The sequence below is a fragment of the uncultured Veillonella sp. genome, from assembly GCF_963551295.1.
GTDB lineage: Bacteria > Bacillota > Negativicutes > Veillonellales > Veillonellaceae > Veillonella.
On the sequence record NZ_CAUVFT010000001.1, the window covers coordinates 70190 to 93668 of the forward strand.

The following is a 23479-nucleotide window of genomic DNA, read 5'->3' on the forward strand; positions in this document are numbered from 1 at the left end:
TAATAATGAACCGATGGCAGCGATTATTTGAAGGCATAAAGACAGAGATTAAGGTATTTATCTTTTTCTCTGCTTTGTTGACTGCATTTAGAATCGTGTTTCTTGCAGTATTTCAATCACAACTAGCTTCTGTGACGATGGAGAATATCCTCACATCCTTGTGGTTAGGCTTTAGATTGAGTCTCAAGACCGTCGGTTCTTTGTGTTTACTGGGCTTTTTAGGGGGCACTTTGGTGCATACCTTTGTACCTAAATGGCCGTCATTGCGCATTAAACAAGTGATTTACTCCATTGCCACAGTATTATTGACCTTTTTATTTTTGGGACGCATTCCGTTCTATAAAATCTTTAACTCCTCTTATAATGCGATGCTCATCAACGGTAAAAACGATGATATCGGCGCCATTGTAAATACAGCGATCAACGAATATAATGCCCTCATGTACATCATTGGGGCCGTTGTATTGAGCGCAGCTCTTTGCTGGTTTCTCGTTCGTTTCCTAGCGTGGGGCACGAAGAAATATAGTGACTATGCTGATGATCTAAGGAATGGTAATGATGCGGATAATCTAAGAAATAGTGATTCTGCAGATAGTCAACGACTTTGTACTACTTGGTATCCTAAGACAAAGAAAACACAATGGATGACGGGCATTGGGCTGACTATTGTTATCGGCGTACTAGGTCTATCCTTTAGATTTGGCGGTGCTTTCAGCTATACGAACTCCATCAACTGGGAAAGTGCAGCGCGCCTAAGTTCTAATTTGTTGAATGAAAATATCCTCGACGATGTGCAGGCTCTCTATCGTGTTAAAAGCATTGCTAAACGGACGGCTGAGCTTGAGGTTATCAACTTAACGCCTCAAGAGCTAAACGAAAAAATCACTGCCGTTGGCGGTAAGTTTAATGGCACTAATTTTGACGGTTCTTTCACCAGAACCATTACAACACAGCGATTAGCGGAGCAACCACAGTCCATAAACCTCGTTCTTGGAGAATCCTATGGCTTGTGGCCGTTCCTCGCTGAATATAACGAGCCTGGTGCGTACCTTGTTGAACAAGGTCGTAAATATGCTGCCAGCCCTCAAGCGATGAGCACGCAGCTAGCCCTCGCGCAAGGTACAGGCACGATGCCGGCCATCAATGGTTTGTTGACGGGTATGCCTGACACAGGGTTATATCCTAACTATGAAGGTGAAAGTTTCAAAGAGCCTTATGGTTTAGGTATTGGTCCTGTTATGAAAAAGCTAGGCTATAAGACTGTATTTTGGTATGGTGGCTTTAGTACTTGGCAAAACGTTAAGAACTTTGCTTTATCTCAAGGCTTCGATGAATTTCACGATGCTTCAGAAATGACAAGCGAAGACGGGAACGCTTGGGGTGTAGGCGATAAAGATTTATTTAAAGCTATTTCTGCCTACATGGATCAACATAGAGGGGAAAAAATTCTCAATGTTATCATGACCACTTCTAATCATCCACCGTATAGCATCAATGTGGGTAAGGAAGGCTACGATGTGAATAAGGTAAAAGGGCATTTGCCAGATTCTATCGAAGAAAATGATAAGCAATTGAACGAAATGGGCCATATTTGGTACGCAGACCACGTAATGGGTGATTTTATTGCTCGTGAAGAAATAGCAGATCCTTCTGCACTCTTCGTCATTACAGGTGACCATAGCGAACGCTTTAACTTTGCTCGTGAAGTAGGCCCTAATGTGGCATCTACTATTCCTATTATTTTTTATGGTCGCGGCATTCATAAAGATTGGCTTGCGCCTAATGCGTTCGGCATGAGCATTCAAATCATTCCAACCTTGGCGGAATTAATAGGCCGACCTGGTCAAACCTATGAAGCGATGGTACCAAGCTTATTTATACAAGAGGAATTTGTCTTTAACCATAGACTGTATCTGGATAAAAATGGAAAAGTATTAGAACAAAGTGCGAGCATGCCTCAATCCTATGGGGATATGATTAAAAACATGCGGGAACTTGCGGCGTGGCGTATTAAGCACGGAAATACTATTCAATAACATTTTTTTAGTTTATTTGCGTAAAGAATCGATTCATTCAATTAAGTAAGTGATAACTTAGTTTGAGCTGTTTGTATATAAAACTAAGCTTATGTAATCATTAGTTATATGGCTAGTGCATGTTTAAGAGGAGCATGGAATGGAGTTAATTTCGGTCATTGTACCCGTCTATAATGTGGAATCTTATGTTGCAGAATGTATTGAGTCCATTCAAAACCAAACATATATGAATTTGGAAATCATTTTAGTAAATGATGGTTCTACAGATGCTAGTGGTGATATTTGCGATCAGTATGCAGCCTATGATGAACGCATCAAGGTGATTCATAAAGAAAATGCTGGTGTCAGTGCAGCTCGTAATACGGGAATAGAAGCAGCTAATGGCGACTATATTGCCTTTGTAGACTCCGATGACTATATTGCTCCTAACATGTATGAAGACATGTTGCGCATTTTGAAAGAGAATGACCTAGATATCTTGGAATGCACTGCTTTTAGAGATAAAGGTGGCGAAATTATCGAAGGTTGTAATGATGGTTCTTTAGAAATTTTCAATCGCGATGAAGCGCTAAAAATGGCTATGTACGATTGTTTCGTTGCTGTATGGAGTCAATTATACAAGCGTAGTGCCATCGATGATGTGCGTTTTCCTGTAGGTCGAAAATTTGAGGACACAGCTGTATCATATCGATTTATCACCAATACTAAACGGGTAGGTCACATCAATCATTGTTATTATTACTATCGTCTTAATCTTAATTCAACGACTCAAACCTCTTTTGATCCGAAATCTCGATGGGATTTTGTGCTCGGCTATGAGGAACGCTTACAATACGCTATAGATCATCAATTACCATATGTTGATGATTGCAATAGTTTATTGATGAAAGCCGTATTATCCTGTTTAACGGCTTACTATGCAAAGCCAACGGGTAATCAAGTGTATTATGATAAGTGCAAAAAAATGATTGAAACTTATCGTAATGATGCATCCTACAAGCTATTAAATTCTAAATATAAGCTCTTTTTATGGTCCTTTGGCCGTGCCGATTGGATTCATAAAATGGGGGCTCGTTTATCGTACTTAGCAAAACAAGTACGTTCGTAAGTGAAAGGTGAAACTATGGCAACTGTATCTGTAATAATCTTAGCGAGAAATGAAGAACACAATATTCATGACTGTATTGAGTCTGTGCAGTTTGCCGATGAAGTTTTGGTTATCGATGATTTCAGTACCGATAATACTGTAAAAATCGCTGAAGAAATGGGTGCTCGTGTTGTACAACACGCTATGAATGGTGATTGGGGTGCGCAACAAACCTTTGGCATTGAACAAGCGAAATCCGATTGGATCTTATTCCTTGATGCGGATGAGCGCATTTCTGAGCCTCTAGCGAAAGAAATTCAAGCTATCGTTGTAAACGAACCTAATAAAGCGTATTGGATTCAACGGCGCAATAAATTCCATCATAACCACGCTACACATGGTGTATTGCGTCCAGACTATGTGCTTCGCCTCATGCCTAAAGAGGGTAGCTATGTAGAAGGCTACGTGCATCCTGCGATTATTACGCCGTATCCAACAGAAAAATTACAACATCCGATGTACCATTATACTTACGATAATTGGCATCAATATTTCAATAAATTCAATAATTATACCACATTATCTGCTGAAAAATATCGTGATAATGGTAAAAGCTGTTCTTTTATCAAGGATATAATTCTGCGCCCTACCTGGGCTTTCATCAAGGTGTACTTCTTACAAGGCGGTATTCTCGATGGGAAGATGGGTTTTATTTTGTCCGTTAATCACTACTTTTACACGATGACTAAATATGTAAAGTTTTACTATTTACTAAAATCCAAGGGAAAATTGTAATAGAGGGAACATTATGTTAGGCAATTTTGGAAAACATTGGCATATAGGCCGTACTATATATGGCAAGCGCACATGGCGTGAAACGAGACGAACCTTCTTACATACAATGCGCTCTTGTCGTCATGACTCAACGGTTACGGAATTTGAAAACTTCTTTAAATCTTATACTCCAGATCCAAAGCTGTTGCAAAAACATCCCAGTCTCTATGAATTGATGAGCCGTATGTTTTTGATTAAGAACTCTACGCCACAATGGCGTTTGGAAGCTCTTCGTCAGCATTTCACCATATTACAAGAGGTGTTTACGGATGAAGCGGTTCAGCTCATGTATGTAGACGAAGCGGAGTTTGATTATTTCGATAAAAAACGAGGTATTACTCTTTGGAGTTCCGATGAGCTCGATATGTCGGCTCATCTATATTACGAGCCGGGACAACGTAAGGAAGGCTTCTTGACGGTTATGCTCTTGCTCGAAGATAAGGGCGTATACCATGCAAATATTCGCTTTGCTAAAGGCCATAACGGAGAGAGAACTCTTGTTATCGGTACTATTCAAGGTTATAAAGATGGTCTTGAGCGAGCTAAGAAGATTACGAAAAAGATGTATGGTTACCGTCCGAAGAACTTTATTACCTTCTTGATTCGTGAAATCGCTCATGCTGCGCAAGTAGAATCCATACTTGCTGTATCTGATGAAGGCTTCTATGCAAATTCACATATGGTGCGCGGTAATAAATCAAAGGTGGCTATATTAGATACCTTGTGGGAGGATATCGGTGGTACCGTATTGGAATCTGATCCAAATTATTTTACTATTCCACTTGAAGAAGAACGCAAACCTATGGAAGAGATTAAATCACAAAAACGTAGCCAATATCGCAATCGCTATGCTCTTTTAGATGAGTATGAAACTATGATTCAAGAAAACATAAAACCGTACGTAAAGGCCTAGAGGTGTGCTATGCGCGTAGCAATTTTAGAAAGTATTGTCATGCCTGCTGGTCATGAGGTGGAGTTTGATCGCATCCTCATCAACGAATTAAAGCGTCAAGGTCATGAGCCAGTACTATTCGTGCCGGAAAACTTTCCTTTTAAAGTAGATTATGGAGTAGATATAGTGTACTTGGAAGGTGGAGAGGTAGTGACCTATGCGGGAGCGTCTAAGTGGAAGAAGCCGTTTTTATCCATTTTACGAGAACGCCGTCGCCGTAGTTGGTTCATATCAGCAGCAGAAAAAATTAAAGAATATAATATAGATGCTTTAATCATTCCGACGGGGACATATCGCTATATTAAAGCTTTGTTAGACACGCCGTTAAAGGACAGTAAGGCAGCAGTACATGTTATCTTCCATGGCATTGGCAAGGGAGAGATGGATCGCTTTATTAAGCAAGCTCATCGTGCTAATGCGTATAGAAACGTGTACCTCGATGTTATCTCTTTGCGCGATGATATGTTGCGCCCTGATTTACCGAGAGTTCGTAAAATCTTGCCTCCTGTGTTCTTGCCATCTAGTGAATTGAGCGGAGAACAAAAGAATAGTGATACGCAAGATAATGTTAATATAGAAGACCAAAAAGTTCCGAATTCTACAACTTGTATAGGTGCTAATTTGGAAACCTCTATATCAGCAAATAAACCGATAAAATTAGGTTTCTTTGGTCAGTTTAGAAAAGAGAAAAATATTGAGCGCTTTATAGATGCCTTTGTATCACTGAATTATGATGATTCGGTACAACTCGTCGTTCAAGGGGCAACGGTAAAGCCTGAAGATGGGGCTTTATTTGAGTCTATCATCAAAAAATATAGCCAGTATAATAATATTAAGTTCATCCATGCCAGTCTGATTGGAAAAGACTGGGATACAGCCTTATTGAGTGTAGGTGCTTTATTATTGCCGTATGGAGCGGAGCGATATCGCTATCACTGGGCGGCTATGTTGTTCACTGCTATTGGCTTTCACAAGCCTGTTCTTATATCTCCAGAGATCAATCCAGAGGTATTAGAACAGTATTCTATTGGGGAGTTTTTAAATTTAGATGATGTACATTCCATCAGACAGGGGATTCAAGAGTTTGTAGAGAATTTACAGCATCATAAAGAGCAATATAATCAGGGGTTAATAGATGCAAATGAGGACTACAGTCACCGTGCATTAATTAAATCCATCATACATGTATAAGGGGTACTATGTAAGGTTTGTAGTTTATATGTAAGGGAGAATGAACATGGGTGTATTATCAAGTGTAAGACTAGAATCATGGATTGCCATTATGATTACGTTGATGGCATGCTTTACAAGGCTATCCATGGCAGCTGGTCAAGTATTTTATGTTATTGCTATTTTGTTAAGTATTTTCTATATTTGGAAACATAGGCATGACCTATATATTCCATCCTATGTTAAAAAATATAGTAAAACATTTGCTCTAATGTTGTTATTGTTATTACCTTCTGCAGTATTAACGAACAATATAGCTGTAGGATTACCTGAATTTATCAATGTTTGGTTGTGGCGGATTCCTGTGTTTTTTGTTATCGCCCTATGTATTCGTGATAAGAAAACATTATTTACGATGCTTGCCGTATTTTTTGTGGATTTTGGTATCGATAATTTAGTAGCCTTTTATCAACATGTTTCAGGAATGACCGATAGAGGATGGGGATTTGGTAGTAGTGTGTTGACCATATCGGGCCTCATGGTTATGCTAGTGCCTATTTTCTGCGTCATTTTATTAGATTCAGCCTTTCCTAACTATGTGAAAGTATCTGCTTTATGGGCACTAGGCTGTGTTGGCTTTGGTATGTATGGCAATCAAAGTAGAGGATCTTGGCTTTTTAGTATGATTATGGTGCCTATCGTATCCTTACCATATATATTAAAACGATTCATTTATGTAGTCGTTGTTCTTGCTGCATTAGGTGGAGTTGTATGGGGATTTAGTACACAACCACAATATGTAGCTAGGTTTGAGTCCATTACGAATACGACTACAGATGGTTCCAACCTAGGCCGCTTTGATGTGTGGACATCGTCTATTAATATGTTTAAAGACCATCCTGTGACAGGTGTAGGTATAGGTCAATGGCGTACTATATATGAAGCATCCTATCGATTACCAACGGAAAATCAACATTTATATCATGCACACAATAATTTTATTCAACTTCTTGGTGAAGTAGGCCTTTTAGGTTTATTAGGGGTTCTCATCTTTTATGGATCTATTGTTGTTGATAATTTTGTGGTTTGGTTTAAGAATCGAGATCCTTATAGCCTCTGTGCTATGATTGCTGTTATTTGTTATGTATTTGTATTTGGTCAAGTGGAGTATACTTTAGATAATTCGTCTGGAATACGTATTATGTATTTTATATTAGCTACGATGCTTCAATTGCGAGATAATTGATAATCATATAGCGGTATTGAAAAGCATTTAACTACCATTTAATAGACAATTAAGTAGGATTCAAATAGACTTAGATAATAAATAACTACATAAAAGATAGGTGAAATCTATGTTTTTTATAGTTTTACATATTTAAATATGATACAATATATGTAAATATTGGTACATTGTATTCGTATGATAGAGAGGTTGTTTTCTTGAAAATATATTGAGAAAACAATCTTTTTTTATAATTTGGGGTATTAGTATGAATAGTTCTATCTGTAATAACAATAATAAAAAGTTATTTATTAGTAAGCTCATAGTGCTTATAGCAGATTATATTGCTATTGTTTTGGGGACATTAGCAGCCTATTATTTGCGTTTAAACTTATCAATTTTACCGGTAAGTTCAAATTTTAAGGTAGAAGAAATTTACGTATATGGTGTTGTGCCTATCGTATTTTTAACTATTTTGCTGCTTAATAATGCCTATTCTGTGGTAACACCTTATTGGGATACGATGAAAAATTTATTTCGTAGCATTACCATAGGAGTTGTCGTATCGATTGTCCTCATGTATACAGGCCATGTAATTAATGATGTGTCTCGTTTATTTGTTGCTTTTGCTTATATATGTATGCTCGTATTTATTTTTAGCGAGCGTTTTATTGTAGGAAAAATACTTTCAAAAACAGGATATCTAACAATTCCAATTCTTCTTGTTGGGGCGGGAAAGACAGCGGAACTTGTACAGAGATCTTTAGAGCGTATGCCGATTACTACCTATAAGATTATTGGTTATGTAGATGATAATCCTAAATCATCATCTATCGCTAAAGAATATCCATGCCTTGGCGCCTTTAAAGATGTAGAAAGCGTTATTAAAGATACAGGAGTTCAAACTGTACTTATTTGTGCTCCCGGACTTGAGTCTAAAAGATTAGTATCCTTGATTAATCGATTACAATTATTGGTAAAACGAGTAGCATTTGTACCTGAATTATTTGGTTTACCTACTAGTAATATCAGTGCTCGTGGCATGATGGAAGAACAAGCCGTCATATTGCGTGTACAAAATAACCTAGCGCGCAAGTCTAACCGTATTTTTAAACGTATTTTTGATATTGTAGCTACCGTATGTGGCGGTATTTTGATTTTACCGATTCTCGCTATCATTGCTATATTGATTTACTTGGACTCTCCAGGACCTATCGTATTTGGACATAAACGTGTTGGTCAAGGTGGGAAATCATTTTCTTGTTATAAATTCCGATCTATGGTACCAAATGCACAAGAGGCTTTGGAGCAATATCTAAAAGATAATCCAGCTGCTCGTGAAGAATGGGAACGAGATTTTAAATTAAAGGATGATCCTCGCGTTACAAGAATCGGAAAATTCCTTCGAAAAACAAGTCTTGATGAATTGCCACAGTTATGGAATGTTCTCATTGGAGACATGAGCCTCGTAGGGCCAAGACCTATTGTTCGAGATGAAATTGTAAAATATGGCGATTATATAAATGACTTTTACCTTGTACCACCAGGAATTACTGGCGTTTGGCAGGTAAGTGGTCGCAGTGATACCACCTATGAAGAACGAGTTTTCATGGATTCTTGGTATGTGCATAATTGGTCTGTATGGATTGATATAGTGTACTTATTAAAAACAGTATTGGCTGTGGTGAAGTCTAAAGGTGCTTATTAATTAAGCTTTTACCATAACCATGTACCTCATAGGAAGTCATATGAATACATATCTTATTTATATTGCGCATGGCATCGGTGATTTTGTTATTGCCATGCCACTCATTCAGAGTATTAAATCGCAAGATCCAACAGCTGTTATTGATATATTCACATGCAGCGAAAAGAGACGCATTAATTTGAATAAAACGATGGTGGAATTACAAGGGGATATTCGTCATTGTTACTACTATACCAAGAATGAACCATTTCATTCTTTAATGTTTTTGTTGAAAGCAGGTTATCATAGTTATGATTATGGTATTGTGCTCGAGCATTTGAACTCTAAATACATGTCGTCATGGCCAAGCAAAATTATTAAATTTTGTTGTAAAACTACGATAGGTGCTCATAATCCCTATAATGGGGCTACTTATGATAAAGAGATTATTCGTCCTGAGAGTTACTATATATATAATTTGGAAAATGATATTCTTGAACAATTAGGCTTTGAACGAATAGTTATGCACCGTGAATCTTATTCTCTTGATAAGAATCCTGCATTAAAACCAATCGTAATTAACCATCCATCTATCGTATTTTGTATAGGCTCAGGTCATGTAGCGAATGAAAAATTACATAATCCTTATGCATTAAGTCTTAAGTCATGGCCAACTAAGAATTGGGTTGAACTCGGCAATAAACTTGTTCAACGAGGTTATGAGGTTGTCCTTATTGGTGGTTCAATGGAACAAGGTATGATTGAACCTTATCATGATGAATTAGATTCACGTATTGTTAGTTTTATAGGAAAACATTCTATTAAAGAGAGTTTTCAAGTGGTACGAGAAGCAGATCTTGTTGTTGGTGTAGATACAGGGCTTATTCATGCAGCCGCTATACAAGGAACTGCTACGTTAACACTTTTTGGGTGTACAGATCCAATTATTGTAAAGCCATTCGGTCCATATAGTGAGATTATTCATCATGCCATAGGATGTTCACCGTGTTTAGGCTATGATCAATCCTATACATGTACTAATAATAAATGTATGCAAGGAATCTCAGTAGCGGCTGTATTAGATTATATATTACATATTTTTGAGAGATAGAAAAATAGAGAGATAGGAAGAATTAATGGATTGTTATTTATTATTACTAGTATCGTATGTAATATTTGTAATATTAGGATATAAGAAGTTTAAATTGCCTATAATATCCCCTACAATGATTACATTGGTATCTTTAACGATTGTTATTGCTTTGGGGTACTGGTATAGATATGAAATGGGAACAGACCTTTACTTCTATACCTTTATAGTAATAGCTCTTGGTGGAGGAGCTATTTTAGGCACTGGTTATAGTGTGCAGAGATGGGCTAAACTTAATTGGGGAGACCCAACATCTATTGAGTATAATTTTGATAGTAATTGCTATCCTTTAGTGGGGATAGTAAAACTTCCTGTGCGATATAAATACATATCTATGTATATGATATTTTTTATTTTGTTTTCTTTATTCTGTGTATTCATTAATACGACTGGTGATAGTGATGCTAGTCGTATGACTCAATATAGAGATATTATTTTATATCCTCAATTACATCCAAATGATACACGATTTGTATTTATTAACTCTCAATTTTATAAGATTGCATGGGCTATAACATATGTGTCGGCTTATGTAGCTATATATAATGGTGTTATTTTAAATAAGCCTATTTTTAAAGGAACGGGTCTTCTTACAATAGTTATTTTTTTCTGTATTGGTAGTTCTATTGCTATGGGCGCACGTCAACCAGCTATAGAAATATTTATCTTTATGATTTTAACGTATCTATTTCTTATGGTAAAAGAGCAATATTTTGATCAAATTAAAAGATTTTTATTTAAACTCATTCCTATTACAATAATTAGCCCATTTTTATATATTCTTTATGGTATATTAGTAGGTCGTCATGATGGTAATAATGTAACATTACAACGGGTCACTGAATTATTAGCTGGTGGTATTTATGCGTTGAATATTCATATATGGGAGCCAGCACGTACTACTTATTTCGGACAATCTAGTTTTGCAGATGTATATGATAAATTGATTAATTTTGGCTTGTTACCAGAATCAGCACGAATGGCTTATCATGAATTTGATAAATTTGGCAATACATTATCTTTATTTGGGCGTTGGTATGAAGACTTTGGTATTTTGGGTGTTATCATTATGAGTATTATAGTGACTGCATTATTTTCATTAGCCTATGAATACTTACAACGTCGCTCTAATGGCAATATTTGGACTCATGTTTGGACAGCTATTTTTCTTACTGAACTTGTATCGCTTGTATGGGCAGGCTATGATGATCGTATCCGTGCATTATTAGCATTTTCTCAATTTGTTATTGTTGGTTTAATAGGTCTATTTATTTATGTAGGTTATCGGGTAAAGATAAAGCAACCAAAGAGGTAGATTATGAATATTTCCATCAAAAAAAGAGATGTTCTATGGTCTTATGGAAGTATGGCTCTCACGATGGCAGTAAATCTTTTATTATTGCCACTTTATATCTATTTCTTTACACCTGATATGGTGGGACTATGGTATGTATTTATTAGTATAGGATCCATTGCTTTACTATTTGATTTTGGTTTTTCCATTACTTTTGCTCGTAATATAACGTATTGTTGGAGTGGTGCTCAAGAACTTAAAGCAAAGCATGTTGCTTTTTCTGAATCAAAAGAAGTTAACTTTTCCCTATTAAAAGCTGTCCTTAAAGCTTGTCAATCGATTTATGCTATCTTAGGTGGTAGTGCTTTAGTGTTAATGTACACTTTAGGCATGTATTATATAGGTAGCTTAGTTGGTTCGAGTTCTCGCTGGGAAGCCTATATCGCATGGGCAGCGTATGGGTTTGGAATTTTTTTAAATCTTTATTATAGCTACTATATCTCATTTCTTCGAGGTGTAGGTGCTATTACATTGGCTAATAAAAGTATTGTTTATGCTCGTTTATTGCAAATGGTCTTTACGATTATTTTACTTTTATTGGGCTTTGGTATTATTGGGGCGAGTATAGGCTATCTTATATATGGTCTTGGATTTAAACTCTTTGGGCATAGATATTTTTATAAATATGAGCATATTGGTGAGAAATTGAGATCTACTACAAATCTTGTTGCTACATCTACAGCAGATATATTCCGAACTATTTGGTATAATGCGTGGCGAGATGGGATTGTATCTATATCTAATTATATATCAACTCAAGCAACTATTATTATTTCATCATTCTATTTAAGTTTGGCACAAACTGGTATGTATTCCATTGCTATTCAACTGACTACTGCAGTAGCTGTTGTTGCTAGTACACTATATAATACATACCAACCGGCCTTTCAAAATGCATATATCAATAAGGATCAGTCTCGTTTAAGAGAATTATTTTCTTTTTCGGTGACGTTATTTATTGTAATCTATTGGATTGGTATATTTGTTTTATGGCTTGTTGGACTGCCAATATTAAATATGATTAAGTCCAATTTTGTTATTTCTGATACAGTTCTTTGGGGCGCAAGTATTATGCAATTTGTTATTTACTATCGGAATTGTTATACATCTTATTTCTCATGTACTAATCGTATTATCTATGTAAAAAGCTTCATTCTATCTTCTGCAATAGGTCTTGTGCTATCTCTTGTATTTATGGAATTTTTCGATCTTAGTGTTTTAGGGTTACTTGGTGGTATAATTTTATCTCAATTGATGTATAACAGTTGGTACTGGCTCTATAAGGCGCATAAGGAAATGGAGATGAGTTGGATAGAATCTATTGTGAAAGGTATTGAAAGTGCTCTTAGTAAAGTTAAGAGGTAAATTATGAACACAGAACCAATACGGGTTTTGCAAGTCATTGGTATCGTAGCTGGTGGCGGAGTAGAATCCGTTGTGATGAATTATTATAAACATATAGATCGTTCAAAGGTACAATTTGACTTTATTGTACATGATGACAATATCATAGATATTACAGATATAGTTGAGCCTATGGGTGGTAAAGTTTATAAAGTACCATCGTACTCTAAAAATATATTTGGTTTTATGCAAGGTGTTTATAATATAGTAAAAAAACATAAGTATAACATTGTTCATTGCCATATGACGACATTGGGAGTGTTTTCACTAGGTCCTGCATGGCTAGCAGGTGCTAAGGTTCGCATTTTACATGGTCATAGTACAACTGTTAAAAGTGAAACAAAACGTAATATTATGAAACTTGTATTACGCCCATTCTCAACATTTGTGTCTAATTATCATTTTGCTTGTGGTCGTCTTGTGGCGCGTTGGTTATATGGCGCTGAAACAGGAGTACATATTATTAATAATGCTGTAGACATTGAGCGTTTCCAATACAATGAAGAATACCGAGAAACTTTACGTGAAGAATTAAACTTAGAGGGCAAGTTTATCATTGGGCATGTGGGACGTTTTATGTATCAAAAAAATCATGAGTATTTAGTACGACTTTTTAGTTATGTATTAAAGCGAATACCTACAGCACATCTTGTTCTCGTAGGCGATGGCCCATTACGTGAAACGATTTTGAATCAAATTGAAACATTAGGTATAGCAGATTCCGTTACCTATTTAGGTTTGCGAAATGATGTATATAGATTATATAGCTTGTTTGATATATTTTATTTACCATCCTGGTATGAAGGATTGGCAGTAGTTGCGGTTGAATCACAGGCAACAAATTTACCATTGCTAATGAGTAAATTTGTTACTGATGAGGCAGTTATAGATGATTCTTTAGCAAAACGTATAGGTATTACCGATGATGATATGACTTCTTGGGCGACTGAGACTGAACGAATATATAATAAGATTAACAGTCAGCAGACTGAAGTATATGATCGTTCTAATATTAATGATAGTATCAATACTAAAGGCTATAACATTCGATTAGAGGCAAAGCGATTAGAGGAGCTCTATTGTGCATATAGTAAAAACTAGTTCTAATCAATTACATATCTTAGTGGAAGTCATGCATGGATTAGGCGATACAGTATGTTCATTAGCTTTATTGAAAGGGGTACGTTATTTATTTCCTAATGCCAAGCTTACAGTATTGTGTAAGATGAATGCTGGTCGTGATATTATTGAATCATCGCATATTTTGGTAGACGAAATCATAGTTATTGATATTTATAAATCTATAATTAATACTTTAAAAACTATAGATTATTTACGTAAACAGAAATTTGATCTTGGTATTAGTGCAGCTATTACTCCTGTCAAAAAATCACAGCTTTTTATGAAATTATGTGGGGTAAAACAACATATAGGTTTTCAAGCTTCGGGCACTAATAAATTTGACTATGATATACATTTTGTAGAAGCTAATGTTAGGACTTTAGGTTTAGAGGTTAGTGATGAATTAAGACCACAGTTATATGTAGATATTGATAGTGATAAATCCATATGTCATTATTTTGATGGTTTAGACCAATCAAGACCTATTATTGGTTTATGTATTGGTAATGCAGATCCATCCCTTACTAATCGTTGGTTACGAACGGGTCGTGTTTTTCCTAGGGCTTGGGGGATTACTCGAATGCATAATCTTCTAGAACTATTGTTGAAAGATGGAAATCAAATTGTACTAATTGGAGGACCTCAAGAGATACCCTTATTAGAAGAGCTAACCGAGTTTTTAAAGTTACCACATGTTATAAATTTAGTGGGAAAATGTAGTATTAAACAAAGCATAGCAGCTATTAAACGATGTACCTGTTCTATAGGTATTGATACGGGAATGCAACATATAGCGGGGGCCTTATCGGTACCGACTATATCAATATTTGGTCCTACAAACCCTGAAAATCATGGTGTATTTTCAACATGCAGTTACTTTGTAGAACATGATGTGGATTGCAAGTACTGTTATGGAACGGATAACTATATTCATTGCAAACATCGTCGTTGTTTAACAGAAATTACTCCACAACAAGTGATGGATACTGTGTATCAGGTATTAGATTATGAGAATAATAAGAGATTATAATCTGTGTAGTTTAATTATATAATTATTAGATTATATTAGTTATATGGGGAAATATATGAATAGGAATTTGGGGATTGAACTATTTCGTATAGTCTGTATGTTATTGATCATAGCATTTCATATGTCAGATCATGGTGTTATATCTATTAATAGTTCTATGCCTATTACAGGAAATTGGCTGACTCTTGCTTTTGCAAGGCTGGGTGGGGCTATAGGAAATTGCGCCTTTGTAATAATTGGTGGCTATCTGTTATGTATGAAAGAGTTTGATAGTCGTCGTGTTATTAAATTATGGCTACAAACACTTTTTTACTCTATTATATGTGGTCTTATAGCCTTTAAAATAGGAGTTACCGATGTAAGTGTAAAAAGTATTATAATGATGTTATTGCCAATTACCTATAATGAATATTGGTTTATTTCATCCTATTTAATTCTTATGCTATTGGTGCCTTTCTTAAATCCATTATTGAAGGAGATGTCACGTAACAAGCATCGAGCTTTTATAGTTCTAGGTTTACTTGTATTTAGTATTATACCAACCATAACACGAAATTTTTGGATGGATACTTATAACCATATATTGTTATTTATATTCTTATATACGCTTGGTTCATATATTAAAATTTACTCTATACAGGGTCATCTTAAGTATTTATTGTATGGTTTTATATTGATGATACTAGTAACGGGATCAATTTGGGGCATAGCTTATGTAAATCAGTCTTTTGGTAAAAGCATAGATATATTTGCTCTAGTATGGCCAACCTATAAATTTACTGAATTATTGACAGCGTTATTTTTCTTTTTAGGTTTTAAGGATATACGACCATTTTGTGGAAAGATAATTACCTTTTTCTCTACATCTGTATTTAGTGTATATCTTCTCCATATAGGGCGTTTGCAAAATTGGATATTCCTTAGCCTACTAGATGACTCTTATGTTTATACTCAATGGTTTTTCCCTTTATGGTTAATAGCGATAGTATTACTTGTTTTTATAACCTGTGTACTTATTGATAAGATACGTATTTACCTTGTAGAACGGCCAATGGATCCATTAGTAAAATCGCTGGCGGGACGGTTAAACACGTGGCTTAAAAGTAAAGAGATTATATAGGATTTATTGTTTAGGGAATTAATATGCTTTTTAGCATTAATATTAGTTCATTATATAAATAGGAGGCATTACTTATGGATATTATTACACAAAGATTTGATGATCATTTAGATACTCATACGAAGATGCGTAATTATATTGAAGAGATTCGAGTAGTTGCGGATATATGTAAGAATGCTCTTGATAAAGGACATAAAATTCTTTTCTGTGGTAATGGGGGATCAGCTGCTGATGCTCAACATTTGGCAGCTGAATTGGTAGGACGGTTTGTAAAAGAACGAGAGTCTTTACCTGCTATTGCTCTTACAACAGATACTTCTATTTTGACAGCGGTAGCAAATGACTATTCTTATGATGATGTCTTTTCTCGTCAAGTAGCTGGTTTGGGACAGGCTGGAGATGTATTAATAGGCATTTCTACATCAGGAAATTCTAAGAACGTGGTTAAGGCCACAGAACTAGCAAGACAGAAAGGTCTAAAAACAGTTGCATTTACTGGTGAAGGTGGCGGTAAACTTGGTGCTCTTTGTGATGCCGTGATAGCTGTTCCGTCTAAGACTACGGCCCGAATTCAAGAAATGCATATAATGGTAGGGCATATTATCTGTGAAATTGTTGAGGAAGATTATGATTAAGAAAACTATTAATAAGTTCTTACATGATAGTCTGCCTAATCTTCGTATAGCTGTCATTGGCGATCTAATGGTAGATCGTTATGTTTTTGGTGACGTAAGTCGTATATCTCCAGAAGCTCCAGTCCCTGTGAATCGAGTAAAACAGATGAAAGAAGTCCTTGGTGGGGCCGCAAATGTTGCTGCGAATCTTGCCAATTTGGATATCCATGTATATGTCGGTGGAGTAGCGGGACAAGATACCCATGGAAACCTTTTACAAGACTTATTAGATTCTAATGGTATTGATAAAAGTGGTGTAGTGATTTCTAACGAAAGATCTACCATAACTAAGATGCGAATTTTAGGTGCTCGTCAACAAATGATGCGGCTAGACTTTGAGACAGTTCGAGATGTTGACACGCAAGAAGAGGAGGCACTCATTCGTTGGCTGACTATTCTCTGCCAAAAAGGATTAGATGGAATTGTTATCTCTGATTATGGAAAAGGGGTTTGTACAGACACTCTTTTAAGACAAATTTTCAACTTGGCTAATCAATATATGATACCGACTATTGTTGATCCTAAGGGAGCTCAGTGGAATAAGTATGATGGGGCTACCTTTATTACTCCTAATGTGAAGGAGTTATCTGAACGAGTTGGTTACTTTATTAGAAATGATGATGATAATATAGTGACTGCAGCTAAAGAGGCTCTAGATACTAATAATATTCAATATATTATTGCTACTAGATCTGAAAAAGGGATTTCTGTTATTGCTAGAGATGGCCGAATTTGGCATAATCCAGCTACTCAACAAGATGTTTTTGATGTATCTGGTGCTGGTGATACAGTTGTGGCTACGATGATTTGCTCTATCGCGGCTAATCTTTCTATGCGGACAGCTCTTCATGTAGCTAATGGAGCAGCTGGTATCGTAGTATCTAAAGTGGGTACTTATCCTATCCATCGACAAGAATTAATTGACTTGTGGATGTCTCTTCAAGAAGGAAAATCTATAGAAAAGTCACTCTATTCTTGGGAAGAAATGAAGACTTTAGTTCAACAATGGCAAGATCAAGGAGATACAGTTGTTTTTACTAATGGATGCTTTGATATTCTTCATAGAGGGCATATTACGTACTTGCAAGAAGCAGCTCAACTAGGTGATCGACTTATTATAGGCTTAAACTCTGATGCTTCCGTAAGGCGCCTTAAAGGGGAAACTCGTCCTTTAGTAGAGGGAGAAGATAGGGCTTATTTATTGAGTGCTTTGGGTTGTGTAGATGGTGTTGTACTTTTTGATGAAGATACTCCATTCCAATTATTAAAAACTATTCGACCTAACATACTTGTTAAGGGTGGAGACTATAAAGTAGACGAAGTAATTGGACGTGAATTTGTAGACTCAGTACAAATTCTATCTTTTAAAGATGGATACTCAACCACTAATGTGGTAAATAAAATTGCTAATTTAGTAAAAGACAATAAATTATGATAATTCCTAGTTAAATATGAGATGTTATGCATGTAAAAGATGTCTTAAATTGCAACATGAAATTGAACCGTATCCAAATCTACAATTAAATTATTTAATTATTATATAGAAACCCTCATTTACTTAATTCGAGAAGATAAACCATTTTTTTGATTAAGATTATTTTCGGTGATATAATGGGGAAAAGGAGGTTGTGATATGTTAATTAATTTTGCAGTTGCTGGATTTGCATCAATTGATCAACTTCAAGAACTTACATTTTCTGCTTTTAAGGGACAAAAAATTATATCAACAAAATATGAGCAAAATTATATCTTATCTAGTGTAAATAGACCTACTAAATCTAGTGTTATTTTTGGTAATAATGCTGTGGGTAAAACTAATATTCTATATGCTTTATTAGGTTTACAACAAATAATTTCTACAGGGATGCCAATTAAAAATGAAAGAGTTTTTAATCGTTTATCTGATACTATTTTTTTTGAAATAATAGTTGAGTCTGATGAAGGTAATAGTTTCGAGTATAAAATTAAGGTCAATAAAAATGAACAAATAATATATGAAGAGCTTATTAAGAATCAAGATATTATTTTTAAATTTTCTGATAATAGATTATATAGTTTATCACTAGATGAGAAGATACAAGATATTTACTCTCGAGAATCCACTTCAACACTTTTATCGAAATTAAAAGATTTTATAACTGATATATATAATGAGTTCGTTACTACTGTTAATAATATTTCTGTAGTAACAGATATGTTTTTGAATTCTGATGTTAAATGGTTTAATATAACATTTTCTAATAAACGTAGAGAGTTAATTCAAAATAATAAAGAGTTAGCGATACAGATTTTGAGACAGGTTGATCCTACTATTAAAGATATCGAGTTTGAAGAGCGTATTTCTGATGATTCAGATACGATTAATTATGATGTCAAGATTGTACGACTAGATGATAACCAGCAGCCTGTAAGATTTCTTTTAGCATTTGAGTCCAAGGGAATTAAGAGAATCGTTTTCTTATTAATTAATTTGTTAGAGGTACATCTAGGTAAGACAATTTTAGTAGATGAACTTGACGCTTCTATTAGCACAAAATCCCTTATCTTACTATTTAATGAAATTATTAATTCCTCTAAGAATAGAAAAGGTCAATTAATTGTAACATCTCATAATTTAGAGTTATTTGATTTATCTTTATTTGCACCACAACAAATATATATTGTTTCAAAAGATCATTCATTATCTACGGTTGTTAATTCTTTAGCAGATTTTCAATTGAGAACTAATAAAAAGCGTTTAGCACTGGAATTTTTACAAGGTTCATTTGAGGTAATTTAATATGGCTAGCTCTAAAAAGGTTGTAAGAAAACGATTGGCTAAAAATATTAAGACGAGTTTAAAAATATTAATCGTTTGTGAAGGTCCAACTGAAAGTACATATATAGAGGATTTATTAGGTCATATCCCTAATATTGAGATTGTTTCAATTGATGGTGCTGGATATGGCAAATTTAAAAATTACATTGAAAGCAATGAAAAATTATATAAGGTATTTTTGGTTGTTGCAGATTTAGATAAAGCACAGCCAGATCCGCAAACAAGAAAAACTTCCAATGGGTATCATTTGTTAAATGGTCTTATTACTTATCTTCATAAATTGAATAATCAAAATACCATTTTTCTATCTAATCCAGATATAGAATACTGGATTGCCTGTTTAATAGGTCAAGAGAGCTATACAAAGGCTGATTTAGTATCGATTGGGTATAGAAAAGGTGACTTTGTAAATACTTTTTTAAGAGCACATAATGGTAATTTTGATACTGCAGTAAAATTGGTTAATAGTGATAAAGTGTATTATCGAAAACCTAAACCAGGAGTGAATTATACATTGCAAAGTGATTATTTAGAATTAAGACAGAGTAATTTAACAGAACTCCTAGTTTATATACAAATGCTTAATCAATAATTGAAATAACGTATTTTTAATGAATTAAGAGGATAGTTGTTTATATTAGAATAACTATCCTCTTTTTCATTATTGTTTTCAGACTGGTTCATGACGTAGTCGCGAATTATAAAATCACCCACTTTACGGGTGACTTCAATTATAAGTGATATAATATGTATAATAGGTAATCAATTATAAACTGGGATTATATGACGATATTGTGTAAGCCATTATAATTGTATGATGTGGAATTTGTAATTTTTAGTAGGGGGAAAATATGAATTACAATTCGGATAAAGCAATTGAATCTTCGGAACAGGATTTACTGGGGAGAGTAACATTCTCCAAACAATTAGGGGAAGCGATATATAAATATGATGGAAAAGATGGATTAGTGTTAGGTGTATTTGGTAAATGGGGAACTGGTAAGACATCTATTCTGAATATGGTTGTCAATGAAATAAATTATTTATCTGACAATGATGATGACAGCCCTATTATTGTAAATTTTTCTCCTTGGAATTATTCAGATAAAGACAATCTAATAAGTCTATTTTTTAGAGTATTAAAAAATAAACTTAATATGGACAAATATGAAGAAACAAGAAAAAAGATAGGAAAAGCATTAACTGATTATTCAGATGCTCTAGATGCTTTAGCTTTGGTTCCTATGGTTGGATCTGGCCTAGCAACTATATTAAAGACGATAGCTAAAGCTCAAGGTGCTGAATTATCAAAAGATGTAGATATAGATACGACTAAAGAAAATTTAGAGACAGTTTTAGGTGATACTAATCAAAAAATTGTTGTGATTATAGATGATATTGATCGCTTAACCAATACACAGATTAGAGATATTTTTCAATTAGTTAAGCAGGTTGGTAATTTTCCAAATATAATATATGTCTTATCTATGGATAGAGATGTTGTATGTAGAGCTTTAGAAAGTGTACATGATATTGATGGTGCAGAATATTTAGAAAAAATTGTACAGATCCCATTTGAAATACCTGCACTTTTGAAGCCAAGATTACGTGAGATATTTTTAATAAATCTTGAAAATACAGTTAAAACTATTTCTGATAACCCAAAAATTGATCAATCTTATTGGAGTGAAGTGTTTACAAATTGTATAGAACCTTATATTGAAACATTAAGAGATGTAAATCGAGTTATAAATACATTTCAATTTAGATATAAAATATTATATGAAGAAACTGCTTTTGAAGATATGGTGGCTCTTACTACTATTGAGGTTTTAGAACCTCAATTATATCAGTGGATTGGTAGAAATAAAGATTTGCTTTGTAGTACATATTCTCATAGTTTTTCAGCTTTATCTAGGGATAAAAGTGATTATCGTACATCAATATATGAGGAACTTAAAAAAATAGGTATAAATACGGATATAGGGATAAAGTTTCTCACAACATTATTTCCTGTGTTTGCAAATGATATTAATGAACGTAGTGTTAGCTATACATCATCAAATATTAGGGAGACGATGAGAGTAGCACAAGAAGAACGATTTGATTCATATTTTATGTTTGATTTGAAAGAGATTCCGATTTCAAGATATATTATTAACAAGTGTATAAATGAATTAGAGTTAAATGATTTGAATGTTGTAGTTAGTAAAATTAATGATACTGGCAATATTGAATATTTTATAGATGAATTAAGGTCATTAGTTGGTACCATTCCTAAAGAGCGTTTAGGTTTACTATCATCTGTCATTTTAAATGTATTATATAAATTCTCTCAAAATAGTCAATTTCTTATGTTATCAGCATATACTAAAGCAGAATTCCTTGTTTATGATATTATGAGTAAGATCAATGATGAAAATGAACGATATAATTTGATTAAAAGTGTACTAGAAAATATAAATAAAGAACAACTAGGAACATTGGCTTCTTTTATCAAAAGAATAGAATTATCTCATGGAAGGTTCGCAGGAAAAGAGGAATCTATAGAGAAACAACTTATTACTTTACAGCATTTAAATGATATAGAGTCAGTTTATGTTTCAAAAATTAATGAGATTACTCAATCTGAATCAATTATTGATATAAATGGGTTCCATATAGCTTTTTATTTATGGGAGTGTATTGATAAAGACAAAGCACAAAATTATTTAGACAATATATTGAAAGAGGATATTAATATACTTAAATTCATATGTGCTATTGCAAGTAGGTGGACGAGTAGTAATGGTGACAGGGAATGGGATTTTCCATCAGATAAGTATTTAACATATGTTTCTAAAGATACAATATATGAGAAAATTCAAGCGTTTGATAAACGACTATTGGATAAATTTACATTAGAAGATCAGATTAAACTGGCTTCTTTTTCTTTAAATTATGAGAGCTCAAATCACCATAATGTTAGTGAAGAAGAAGCTATGAAGCTTGTAAATGATTGGATAAATTAATGAAGTTAAATAATTATTATATAAATGGTAGAATTAGGAATAGCATAATCAAACTATTAACATTTATTTGGTATTCTATGATAACCGATTTATATACACAGTATCGCTTATATATAAAAGAAGAATTAATTAATAAATCTAATTCAGAGTTACGAATTATACATGAATTATTAGTAAGTGATTTTGAGAGCCGATATATGTTTATATGGGGAACTATTTCTTTAGGTGCTATTTTGGCTCTTATAGTAAGTATAGGATCAAATTTGGCAATAGAAGTCTTGAAGGAAGGTGCTAGTGAAAGTATTATTTTTGCTTATAGCCAATTTATAATAATTACTATAAAAGTACTGTTAGGTTGTAGCACAGTAGGCTTTGTTTCAACTATGCTTTTGAGTATTTCTAAGTTCAAATCTATTGGATTTTATGGTATTTTATTTGTTGGAATAATAGGAATAGCTTATTGGAGTCATTTTGAACACTCTATTCTTATGGACTTATTATTTCTCATATTGAGTTGTATATGTACAGGCATTATGTTTGCTACAATTTTTGATACGATAAAGAAATGTGCTGTTATCAAGAAATTAATAATAGAGGATCTTATAAGTAGTAGACAAAAGAGTATTAGATTACCAAAAACTATTAGTTGACTATACTTTTTTGAATGCTAATTAGAATCATAAATAAATATAATTAACAAAAGGACAGTTGATATAATCAGCTGTCTTTTTTATGTGTAAAATTTGTCACAACATTCTCATATATTTCATGTATTTTATGATGTATACAAGTCATCATGGTAGTT

The 23479-nt window shown here is 34.0% G+C and carries 19 protein-coding genes; all 19 read left to right on the top strand.

The features are described 5' to 3' along the window. The first annotated feature begins 5 nt into the window (after positions 1-5). The 19 genes from RYO55_RS00285 to RYO55_RS00375 all read left to right on the top strand — a co-directional run bounded on the left by RYO55_RS00285 (position 6) and on the right by RYO55_RS00375 (position 23324). Complete coding sequence (locus tag RYO55_RS00285; RefSeq protein ID WP_314983613.1) at positions 6-2036, top strand: LTA synthase family protein; 2031 nt, start codon at positions 6-8, stop codon at positions 2034-2036. 139 nt (positions 2037-2175) lie between these two features. Then, the gene (locus RYO55_RS00290; protein ID WP_308521135.1) at positions 2176-3144 is read left to right on the top strand and encodes a glycosyltransferase; all 969 of its coding nucleotides are present in this window, start codon (positions 2176-2178) and stop codon (positions 3142-3144) included. Positions 3145-3159: 15 nt separating this feature from the next. Next, positions 3160-3918 carry a glycosyltransferase family 2 protein gene (locus RYO55_RS00295; RefSeq protein ID WP_302498587.1) on the top strand — a complete coding sequence of 253 codons (759 nt, stop codon included), beginning with the start codon at positions 3160-3162 and terminating at the stop codon, positions 3916-3918. A 13-nt stretch (positions 3919-3931) separates the two neighbouring features. Further along, positions 3932-4870, top strand: a complete 939-nt coding sequence (locus RYO55_RS00300) for a DUF535 family protein (RefSeq protein ID WP_314983616.1) — start codon at positions 3932-3934, stop codon at positions 4868-4870. Positions 4871-4879: 9 nt separating this feature from the next. Beyond that, the gene (locus RYO55_RS00305; RefSeq protein ID WP_314983617.1) at positions 4880-6100 is read left to right on the top strand and encodes a glycosyltransferase; all 1221 of its coding nucleotides are present in this window, start codon (positions 4880-4882) and stop codon (positions 6098-6100) included. Between the two features lie 46 nt (positions 6101-6146). Then, positions 6147-7325 (top strand): O-antigen ligase family protein, encoded by a 1179-nt coding sequence (locus RYO55_RS00310; protein WP_314983618.1) that lies wholly within the window; start codon positions 6147-6149, stop codon positions 7323-7325. A 247-nt stretch (positions 7326-7572) separates the two neighbouring features. Beyond that, positions 7573-9012, top strand: coding sequence for an undecaprenyl-phosphate galactose phosphotransferase WbaP (gene wbaP / locus RYO55_RS00315; protein WP_314983619.1), 1440 nt, complete (start codon positions 7573-7575; stop codon positions 9010-9012). Positions 9013-9052: 40 nt separating this feature from the next. Next, on the top strand, positions 9053-10102 hold the full coding sequence (locus RYO55_RS00320) for a glycosyltransferase family 9 protein (RefSeq protein ID WP_314983620.1): 1050 nt from the start codon (positions 9053-9055) through the stop codon (positions 10100-10102). A gap of 25 nt (positions 10103-10127) precedes the next feature. After that, positions 10128-11456, top strand: a complete 1329-nt coding sequence (locus RYO55_RS00325) for an O-antigen polymerase (protein ID WP_314983621.1) — start codon at positions 10128-10130, stop codon at positions 11454-11456. Between the two features lie 3 nt (positions 11457-11459). Continuing rightward, complete coding sequence (gene wzx / locus RYO55_RS00330) at positions 11460-12860, top strand: O-unit flippase-like protein (protein WP_314983623.1); 1401 nt, start codon at positions 11460-11462, stop codon at positions 12858-12860. 3 nt (positions 12861-12863) lie between these two features. Further along, positions 12864-14000 carry a glycosyltransferase family 1 protein gene (locus tag RYO55_RS00335; protein WP_314983624.1) on the top strand — a complete coding sequence of 379 codons (1137 nt, stop codon included), beginning with the start codon at positions 12864-12866 and terminating at the stop codon, positions 13998-14000. Continuing rightward, entirely contained in the window at positions 13981-15051 is a 1071-nt protein-coding gene (locus RYO55_RS00340) for a glycosyltransferase family 9 protein (protein ID WP_314983625.1), read from the top strand. The genes RYO55_RS00335 and RYO55_RS00340 overlap by 20 nt, the downstream gene beginning before the upstream one ends. A gap of 55 nt (positions 15052-15106) precedes the next feature. Then, positions 15107-16171 (top strand): acyltransferase, encoded by a 1065-nt coding sequence (locus tag RYO55_RS00345; protein WP_314983626.1) that lies wholly within the window; start codon positions 15107-15109, stop codon positions 16169-16171. 74 nt (positions 16172-16245) lie between these two features. Beyond that, positions 16246-16806, top strand: coding sequence for a D-sedoheptulose 7-phosphate isomerase (gmhA, locus tag RYO55_RS00350; protein ID WP_123138272.1), 561 nt, complete (start codon positions 16246-16248; stop codon positions 16804-16806). Further along, on the top strand, positions 16799-18280 hold the full coding sequence (rfaE2, locus tag RYO55_RS00355) for a D-glycero-beta-D-manno-heptose 1-phosphate adenylyltransferase (protein ID WP_314983627.1): 1482 nt from the start codon (positions 16799-16801) through the stop codon (positions 18278-18280). Before gmhA ends, rfaE2 begins: the two co-directional genes overlap by 8 nt. 198 nt (positions 18281-18478) lie before the next feature. After that, complete coding sequence (locus tag RYO55_RS00360) at positions 18479-19624, top strand: ATP/GTP-binding protein (protein WP_303929636.1); 1146 nt, start codon at positions 18479-18481, stop codon at positions 19622-19624. Between the two features lies 1 nt (position 19625). Further along, positions 19626-20255, top strand: a complete 630-nt coding sequence (locus RYO55_RS00365; RefSeq protein WP_314983629.1) for a hypothetical protein — start codon at positions 19626-19628, stop codon at positions 20253-20255. Positions 20256-20514: 259 nt separating this feature from the next. Beyond that, positions 20515-22674, top strand: a complete 2160-nt coding sequence (locus tag RYO55_RS00370) for a P-loop NTPase fold protein (RefSeq protein ID WP_314983630.1) — start codon at positions 20515-20517, stop codon at positions 22672-22674. Next, the gene (locus RYO55_RS00375) at positions 22674-23324 is read left to right on the top strand and encodes a hypothetical protein (RefSeq protein WP_314983631.1); all 651 of its coding nucleotides are present in this window, start codon (positions 22674-22676) and stop codon (positions 23322-23324) included. The genes RYO55_RS00370 and RYO55_RS00375 overlap by 1 nt, the downstream gene beginning before the upstream one ends. Positions 23325-23479: the final 155 nt, after the last annotated feature.

Coding starts and splice junctions, on each gene's coding strand:
- gmhA (WP_123138272.1), top strand. CDS start 16,246: ATGGATATTATTACACAAAGATTTGATGATCATTTAGATACTCATACG.
- RYO55_RS00290 (WP_308521135.1), top strand. CDS start 2,176: ATGGAGTTAATTTCGGTCATTGTACCCGTCTATAATGTGGAATCTTAT.
- RYO55_RS00310 (WP_314983618.1), top strand. CDS start 6,147: ATGGGTGTATTATCAAGTGTAAGACTAGAATCATGGATTGCCATTATG.
- RYO55_RS00295 (WP_302498587.1), top strand. CDS start 3,160: ATGGCAACTGTATCTGTAATAATCTTAGCGAGAAATGAAGAACACAAT.
- RYO55_RS00305 (WP_314983617.1), top strand. CDS start 4,880: ATGCGCGTAGCAATTTTAGAAAGTATTGTCATGCCTGCTGGTCATGAG.
- RYO55_RS00365 (WP_314983629.1), top strand. CDS start 19,626: ATGGCTAGCTCTAAAAAGGTTGTAAGAAAACGATTGGCTAAAAATATT.
- rfaE2 (WP_314983627.1), top strand. CDS start 16,799: ATGATTAAGAAAACTATTAATAAGTTCTTACATGATAGTCTGCCTAAT.
- RYO55_RS00285 (WP_314983613.1), top strand. CDS start 6: ATGAACCGATGGCAGCGATTATTTGAAGGCATAAAGACAGAGATTAAG.
- wzx (WP_314983623.1), top strand. CDS start 11,460: ATGAATATTTCCATCAAAAAAAGAGATGTTCTATGGTCTTATGGAAGT.
- RYO55_RS00370 (WP_314983630.1), top strand. CDS start 20,515: ATGAATTACAATTCGGATAAAGCAATTGAATCTTCGGAACAGGATTTA.
- RYO55_RS00300 (WP_314983616.1), top strand. CDS start 3,932: ATGTTAGGCAATTTTGGAAAACATTGGCATATAGGCCGTACTATATAT.
- RYO55_RS00320 (WP_314983620.1), top strand. CDS start 9,053: ATGAATACATATCTTATTTATATTGCGCATGGCATCGGTGATTTTGTT.
- wbaP (WP_314983619.1), top strand. CDS start 7,573: ATGAATAGTTCTATCTGTAATAACAATAATAAAAAGTTATTTATTAGT.
- RYO55_RS00360 (WP_303929636.1), top strand. CDS start 18,479: ATGTTAATTAATTTTGCAGTTGCTGGATTTGCATCAATTGATCAACTT.
- RYO55_RS00335 (WP_314983624.1), top strand. CDS start 12,864: ATGAACACAGAACCAATACGGGTTTTGCAAGTCATTGGTATCGTAGCT.
- RYO55_RS00345 (WP_314983626.1), top strand. CDS start 15,107: ATGAATAGGAATTTGGGGATTGAACTATTTCGTATAGTCTGTATGTTA.
- RYO55_RS00325 (WP_314983621.1), top strand. CDS start 10,128: ATGGATTGTTATTTATTATTACTAGTATCGTATGTAATATTTGTAATA.
- RYO55_RS00375 (WP_314983631.1), top strand. CDS start 22,674: ATGAAGTTAAATAATTATTATATAAATGGTAGAATTAGGAATAGCATA.